This is a genomic window from Streptomyces thermospinosisporus, from assembly GCF_039526425.1.
Lineage (GTDB): Bacteria > Actinomycetota > Actinomycetes > Streptomycetales > Streptomycetaceae > Streptomyces > Streptomyces thermocarboxydovorans.
Genome location: NZ_BAAAIZ010000027.1, coordinates 21941 through 27993 on the forward strand (window position 1 = coordinate 21941; position 6053 = coordinate 27993).

A 6053-nucleotide genomic window follows, 5' to 3' on the forward strand; every position below is an offset into this window, starting at 1 on the left:
GTACCGGAGTCCGGGATCGGGCTGTGGCTGCTCGCGGCCGCGCCGCCGACGCTCGCCGCGCTGCCCGCGCCGCGCCGCCTGGTGCGCCGCTACGGCACGGAGGCACCGGCGGTGCACGCCCTCGGCCTGCGCGACCAACGGCTCCGCGAGCCGGTGCTGCCCTCGTACCCGGCCACCGGCGCCGAGCTGCTGTGGGCGCTGCGCCACGAGGGCGCGCTCGACGCCGCGGACCTGCTGGACCGCCGCACCCGGATCGGCCTGGTGCCGGCCGACCGGGCGCGGGCCCTGGAGACGGTGCGCGAACTCCTCGCGGAGGTCACGGAGTCGGCGTGAGGCCGGTCCGCGGGAGGTCGGCGCCGTCAGCCGGCGTGGACGCCGGCCTCCCGCAGCGAGTAGCCCCACTGGGTGCCACGCTCCAGGAGCTGGATGCGCAGGTGGCGCGCCTTTGACGGGGTGAACCGCGCGGTGTCCAGGCCGCCGTCGCCGGAGGTGGTGGACCACACGGTCCGCCAGTCGGTGCCGTCGGCGGACAGCTGGATGCGGTACGCCTTGCCGTAGGCGCGCTCCCAGTCGAGGGTGACCCTGCCGACCTGGCGGGTGGCCCCGAGGTCGATCCGCAGCCACTGTCCGTCGCTCCAGTGGCTGGCCCAGCGGGTGCCCCGGTCGCCGTCCACTGCGCGGCCGGGCGCATAGCTGGTGAACAGGCTCCACTCCGTGGAACTCGCCGTCGCCGCCGCTCCCTTGGCGAGGTCGGCGCCGGTGGTGTGCCGCTCGGTCGCGCCCCAGGTGTCCAGGTAGGACTCGGCACCCCGGAACAGGTCGTCCACCACGTGCTGTCCGCCGACCCGGCGGATGTCCTCGATCCAGTCGGGCACCAGGCCGTAGTGGGCGGCGCCGTCGGTGTTGAGGTCCCAGGTGCGCTCACCGGTGGTCTGCCGGTCGAGGACCGAGCCGCCGTCGACACTGCGGAAGGGGTAGGTGACGGGGTTCGGCGCGTCCTCGCCGCGCGGGGCAGGCCAGCCGCCGACGCCGTTCATGTCGGTGCCGAAGCCGTAGCCCACGCCGTACTTGTCGCGCAGCGCCTCGGTGCGGTCGGCCTCGTCGATGAAGTGCTCGGAGCCGTTCATGTACTGGGCGACGAAACCGCCCAGGCCGTAGACCCGTTCGGTCCAGTTCTGGTCCATCCAGCTGTGCGAGGAGATCACGCCGGGGTAGGACTCGGCCTCGAAGATGTCCAGGACCCGGCCGACGGCCTTGACGCTCATGTGGTCGATCTCGAGCATCATGTGACGCTTCATCATGCCGCGCACCGCGTACTCGCCGAGGTCGGTGAGCCCGCGCACATTGCACTGCGCGTCGGCGGAGTAGCCGGGCACCTCCACCCCGGCGGGCAGCTTCTTCTCGGCGTTCGGGGCGGAGGCCAGGCCGATGGGGTTGTCGTGCTGCGGTCCGGTGCACTTCTCGGTGCGCCAGAACGTGCCGGTGGACAGGAACTGCCCGACGTTGATGGCCGTGCCGAGGGTGCCGGAGTCGAAGCGGACGCCGCACAGCGCGTTGTCGAACTTGTGGCACAGGAACATGCTGCGCACGCCGAGGTCGTACAGCTCGTCCAGGCCGCGGTCGATGTCCGCCTTGCTGCACTGCGGTAGGTCGAGGATCTGCTTGCAGCCGAACGGTTCGGACGTCTCGACACCCAGGACGACGGCGAGCTTGCCCTGCTCGACGACCTTGCGGGCCTGGGCGCTGTCGGTGACGATCCGGAACCAGCCCTTTCCGGGGCCGCCGTACATGCGGTCGATGTAGGCCTGCATGTCGTACGTCAGCTTCGCCTGGAGGCGGATCGAGGTCATCTCGTCACAGCTGCGGTCCTTGAAGAAGTACACCGAGCAGATCACGCCGTTGGTGACCAGGTCGTTGACCATCACGCGCTGGCCGCCGCGCCAGGCGCGCTCGATCCAGGCGTAGTAGTTCTGCTGGTGTGTCAGGGAGTCGTGGGCGGGCCAGTCCTTGAAGGTGGGCCAGCCGACCGGATCGTGCCGGCCGTCCCCGCCGTTGGTGATGAAGTCGAAGACGGCGAGCGAGCCGTCCGGGTAGTGCTCGGGGCAGTCCTTGAGCGCCTCGGCGATGCCCTGCTCGGAGAACGCCTTGCCGCAGATCAGGCGCCCGCCGAAGGCCTCGTTGGACATGATGTGGTTGTGCGCGTCGACGAATCCGCGCACCTCACCGCGGGCGTCGGTGCCCTTGAACGGCTCGCCGCTGACCCCGATCCGCGAGTCGGGGGCGGGACGCGCGGCCGGCTCCCACCAGTCGCCGTCCGCCGCGGAAGCGGGGGTCGGGGCGAGGGCCGCGGCCAGCACGAGAAGGAGCAGCGTCACGACGGCGACGGGCCGCCGTCCGCGATACGGGAGCCGAGCGATCCTCACTACCCACGTCCCTCCGTCGGCGGGGGCGCCACCAGGGTCTTGTCATGACCGGCGCAAATTCTTCGCCGAGGATCGCTACCGGTGCGTAAGGAGTCAAGAGACGGGAACACCGGATCGCGCCGGCGCCGCGGAATCCGCCCGCGGGTGCGCGGACGGGGACCGCGGATTGTCCGCCCGGTGACAAACGCAGGGGCCGCGCCGGACGGGGGTCACCGCCCGCCGCCGGACTCGTAGTGCAGCGCGATGGACCGCAGGACGTCGGCGGAGGACATGTCGGTGCGGCCCGCGTCATGGACCTCGGCGAGCTGCACGAAGGCGAAGGTGAGGGCGGAGGCGATCTGGACGATGGCGGGCCCCAGCTCGGCGGTGATGATCTCCGCCACCTCGCGGGCGCTCGCGTCCCCGGGCAGCTGGATGCGCGGCAGCATCTCCTCCAGCAGCTGGGCGACCGCCCCGTTGCTGGTGACGTCGGCCTCCGGGTCCTCCCTCAGACGCCGCCGCATGTCGAGCGCCTCCGTCAGGATGCCGACGGCATGCTGCATGATCTGATGCTGCTCCATGCGCACAGACTGCCGCATGGGCGGCCGACTCCAGCAGGGTTTCGCGACAACCGGTCCCCCGGACGGACTTGGGGCCCGGACTTCACTCCCCTCCGCGACACTGCCCCCTGTCCCTCCGCGGCACTGCCCCCTGTCCCTCCGCGGCACGGCCCCTCCGCTTCTCCGCGACCGGCCCCTCGGGGCTCCGCGACCGGCCTCACTCCGATGCGTGGCCGGCCCGGTGCCGCTGCCGCGATTGGCCGCCCTGTCCGATTTCCTACTATCATCCGTTGAGCCCCGAATAGGGGGTTGTGCCCACGAAAACGTCACCGAGTGTGACCGCGCTCGCCCGGATGAGTGATCCATGTCCCGCACCAGTCCCGCGGACGACGGCGACGAGTTGCTGAACAGACTCGGGACGCTGACCGCTCAGGCACGCGCGCAGGCCGCGGTGCAGCGCTCCCGGGTGGAGCTGGCCCTGGCGCTGCAGCGGGGCATGCTCCCCCGGGATCTGCCGATCGCCCACGGGGTGCGGCTGGCGGTGCGCTACGCGCCCGCCTATCAGGGCCTGAACGTGGGCGGCGACTGGTACGACGCGTTCCTGATGCCGGACGGCCGGATCGGGCTGTCCATCGGCGACGTCCAGGGCCACAACATCGAGGCCGCGGCCTTCATGGGCCAGGTGCGGGTCGGACTGCGCGCGCTCGCCTCCGTGAGCAGCGAGCCGGGCGAGCTGCTGTCGCGGACCAACGACCTGCTGCTGTCGCTCGGCTCGGCGCTCTTCGCCACCTGCACCTTCCTATGCCTCGACCCCGCCACCGGTGTGCTGGAGAGCGCCCGCGCCGGTCATCTGCCCTGTGTGTGGGCCACCGCGGACGGCAGGGCGGGCATCACCGACGACGAGGGAGGACCGCCGCTGGGCATCAGCCGCGGCATGGTCTACCCGGTCACCCGGTACCGGCTCACCACCGGCGGCGTGTTCGTGCTGCTCACCGACGGAGTGGTGGAGGGCCCGTCCATGACCCTCGACGAGGGCCTCGAGCAGGCGGTCCGGCTCGCGGGCGTGGCGGCCGTCGCCCGGATGGACGCGGACGCGCTCGCGGCGGCCGTGATCAAGGGCGCGGAGCGGGTCGGGCACGACGACGACGCGGCAGTTCTCGTCATCGGGCACGACGGGGTCCAGGCGACTCAGCCATAGGGGTCGCAAGCCCCCGCTCCCCGCCTAGCCGACGGCGCGACCTCGGTGTCTGATGGCTTGTGTGGTGGCTAGAGAGTATCTGCGAGGACCCGGCGTCTTCGTGCTCCAGACCCTGGGGGTCGCCGCCTGCTACTACGTGGCCGGGCGGCTGGGGCTGCTGCGCGGCCTGGTCGTCGAGGGCTCCGTGGTCAGCCCGATCTGGCCGCCCACCGGGGTGGCGCTGGCCGCCCTGCTGACCTTCGGCCTGCGCTGCTCCCTCGGCATCGCGCTCGGCGCGCTGTTCGTCGTGATGTCGATCGCCACCCCGCAGCCGCAGTCGGTGATCGTGATCGCGGGCCAGACCGCGGCCCCCGTGTGCGGGTACCTGCTGCTGCGCAGACAGCGCTTCAAACCCGATCTGGCCCGTCTGCGGGACAGTCTGGCGCTGGTCTTCCTCGGGGCCTTCGCCGCCATGCTGATCAGCTCCACCACCGGCGCGGTGCTGCTGCTGGCGGACGGCAGCCTCTCCCCGGACAGGTTCTGGTCGGTGTGGCTGGCCTGGTGGGCCGGCGACGCCATGGGCGTCCTGATCGTCACTCCCCTGCTGCTCCTGCTCCGGCGCGTGCACTGGCCGGAGCACCTCTCGCGCTGGAAGGAGGCCCTCCTCCTGGCCGCCGTCACCGCCGCTCTGGTGCCGGTGGCCACCCACGCCCGCTCCAGCATGCTGTTCGCCATCTACCCGCTGCTCGTCTGGTCGGCGCTGCGCTTCCAGCTGGCCGGCAGCATGCTGTGCGCGCTGTACGCCTCGGTGATGGCGACCATCGCGGCGACGGACCACACCGGTCCGTTCGCGGTCCTGGACCAGATGGACGTGATGATCAACCTGCTGGTCTTCAACGGAGCAGCAGCCCTGACCGCGCTGCTGCTGTCCTCGATGATCAGTGAGCAGCAGCATCTCCGGCGTTCCGTGGAGCGCGCCTGCCAGGAGCTGGTGGAGGTGCTGGAGCATCTGACGGCCGGCGAGACCGCCTCCAACCGGGCCCCGCCGGAGGAGGACGGCCGGCGGCGCGGCGAGGAGCTGTGAACGGCGGGGCCGTCCGCCTCAGGGCCGCGGTACGGCACGGTGCTGCTCACTTCTGCAGCGACTGGGCGTCACCCATCACGATCACCGGGTTGCGGGCCGGGTCCAGCGCGCGCAGGAGCTCCTTCATGTGCTTCTCGGAGAGGCTCACGCACCCCTGGGTGGGCCCCTCGTGGTCGACGTGCAGCCAGATGCCGCCGCCCTTGTCCTCGCCGAGCGGGCGGGTCAGATCGAGCGGGGAGGTTCCGGGCACCCGGTTGTAGTCGATGGCGATGACGTGGTCGAAGGCCCCTTCCAGGGACTCCCCCGCCAGCCCCGGACCGCTGATGCCGAACCCCTCGTCCTGGTAGTACGGCAGCCGGGTGCCGGGGTCGGGCAGCAGTCCGCCGGCGTCGGTGAGGGTGAAGACGCCGATGGGCGAGCGCAGGTCGCCGAGGGAGTGGTCCTCGGTCCAGCCCTTCTGAGCGTTGCGGGCCGGCCAGGGCGTGCCCGCCCGCCATCCGGCCGGTGTGCGCGAGTACAGCACGACCTCGGAGCGGTTGGCGTCCCGGGCCCGGCCGGTGACCACCACGACCTGGCGGCTGCTGCCGGGGATCTGCGCCCGGGTGCGCGGGCCGAGCCCGGGCAGCGGCGCGGGGGCCTCCGGCCTGCCCTGGGTGGTGCTCACCGTGCCGGGGGCGCCCTGCGGAGACAGCAGGCGCTGCACGGAGGGGGCGCTGCGGGTGGCGGGGCCGCCGCCGGGGGCCGGGTTCTCGTGCACGAAGCCGGCCTTCACCAGGCCGATCAGGGCGATGAACAGTCCGATGCCCATGGTGATGCCGTGCTTGAGGGCG

Annotated in this window: 6 protein-coding genes; 3 read left to right on the forward strand and 3 right to left on the reverse strand. The window is 72.0% G+C overall.

Translation table 11 applies throughout. From position 1 onward, the window contains the following. The coding region (locus tag ABD207_RS10790; RefSeq protein WP_344011974.1) for a glycerol-3-phosphate dehydrogenase C-terminal domain-containing protein at positions 1-333 on the forward strand (333 nt) is incomplete at its 5' end. 26 nt (positions 334-359) lie between these two features. On the opposite strand, the gene ABD207_RS10795 is transcribed toward ABD207_RS10790, so the two are convergent. Together ABD207_RS10795 and ABD207_RS10800 are read right to left on the reverse strand one after the other, a co-directional pair. After that, on the reverse strand, positions 360-2375 hold the full coding sequence (locus ABD207_RS10795; RefSeq protein ID WP_344011976.1) for a discoidin domain-containing protein: 2016 nt from the start codon (positions 2373-2375) through the stop codon (positions 360-362). 257 nt (positions 2376-2632) lie between these two features. Next, on the reverse strand, positions 2633-2983 hold the full coding sequence (locus ABD207_RS10800) for a hypothetical protein (RefSeq protein WP_344011978.1): 351 nt from the start codon (positions 2981-2983) through the stop codon (positions 2633-2635). A gap of 343 nt (positions 2984-3326) precedes the next feature. Between ABD207_RS10800 and ABD207_RS10805 the strand changes: the two genes are divergently transcribed. Both ABD207_RS10805 and ABD207_RS10810 read left to right on the forward strand, forming a co-directional pair. Continuing rightward, positions 3327-4160, forward strand: a complete 834-nt coding sequence (locus ABD207_RS10805) for a PP2C family protein-serine/threonine phosphatase (protein ID WP_344011980.1) — start codon at positions 3327-3329, stop codon at positions 4158-4160. A 52-nt stretch (positions 4161-4212) separates the two neighbouring features. After that, positions 4213-5223: an MASE1 domain-containing protein gene (locus ABD207_RS10810; RefSeq protein WP_344011983.1), complete on the forward strand. Its 1011-nt coding sequence runs from the start codon at positions 4213-4215 to the stop codon at positions 5221-5223. 46 nt (positions 5224-5269) lie between these two features. Here ABD207_RS10810 and ABD207_RS10815 read toward each other — a convergent pair whose 3' ends face one another. Continuing rightward, the gene (locus tag ABD207_RS10815) at positions 5270-6031 is read right to left on the reverse strand and encodes a L,D-transpeptidase family protein (protein ID WP_344012057.1); all 762 of its coding nucleotides are present in this window, start codon (positions 6029-6031) and stop codon (positions 5270-5272) included. Positions 6032-6053: the final 22 nt, after the last annotated feature.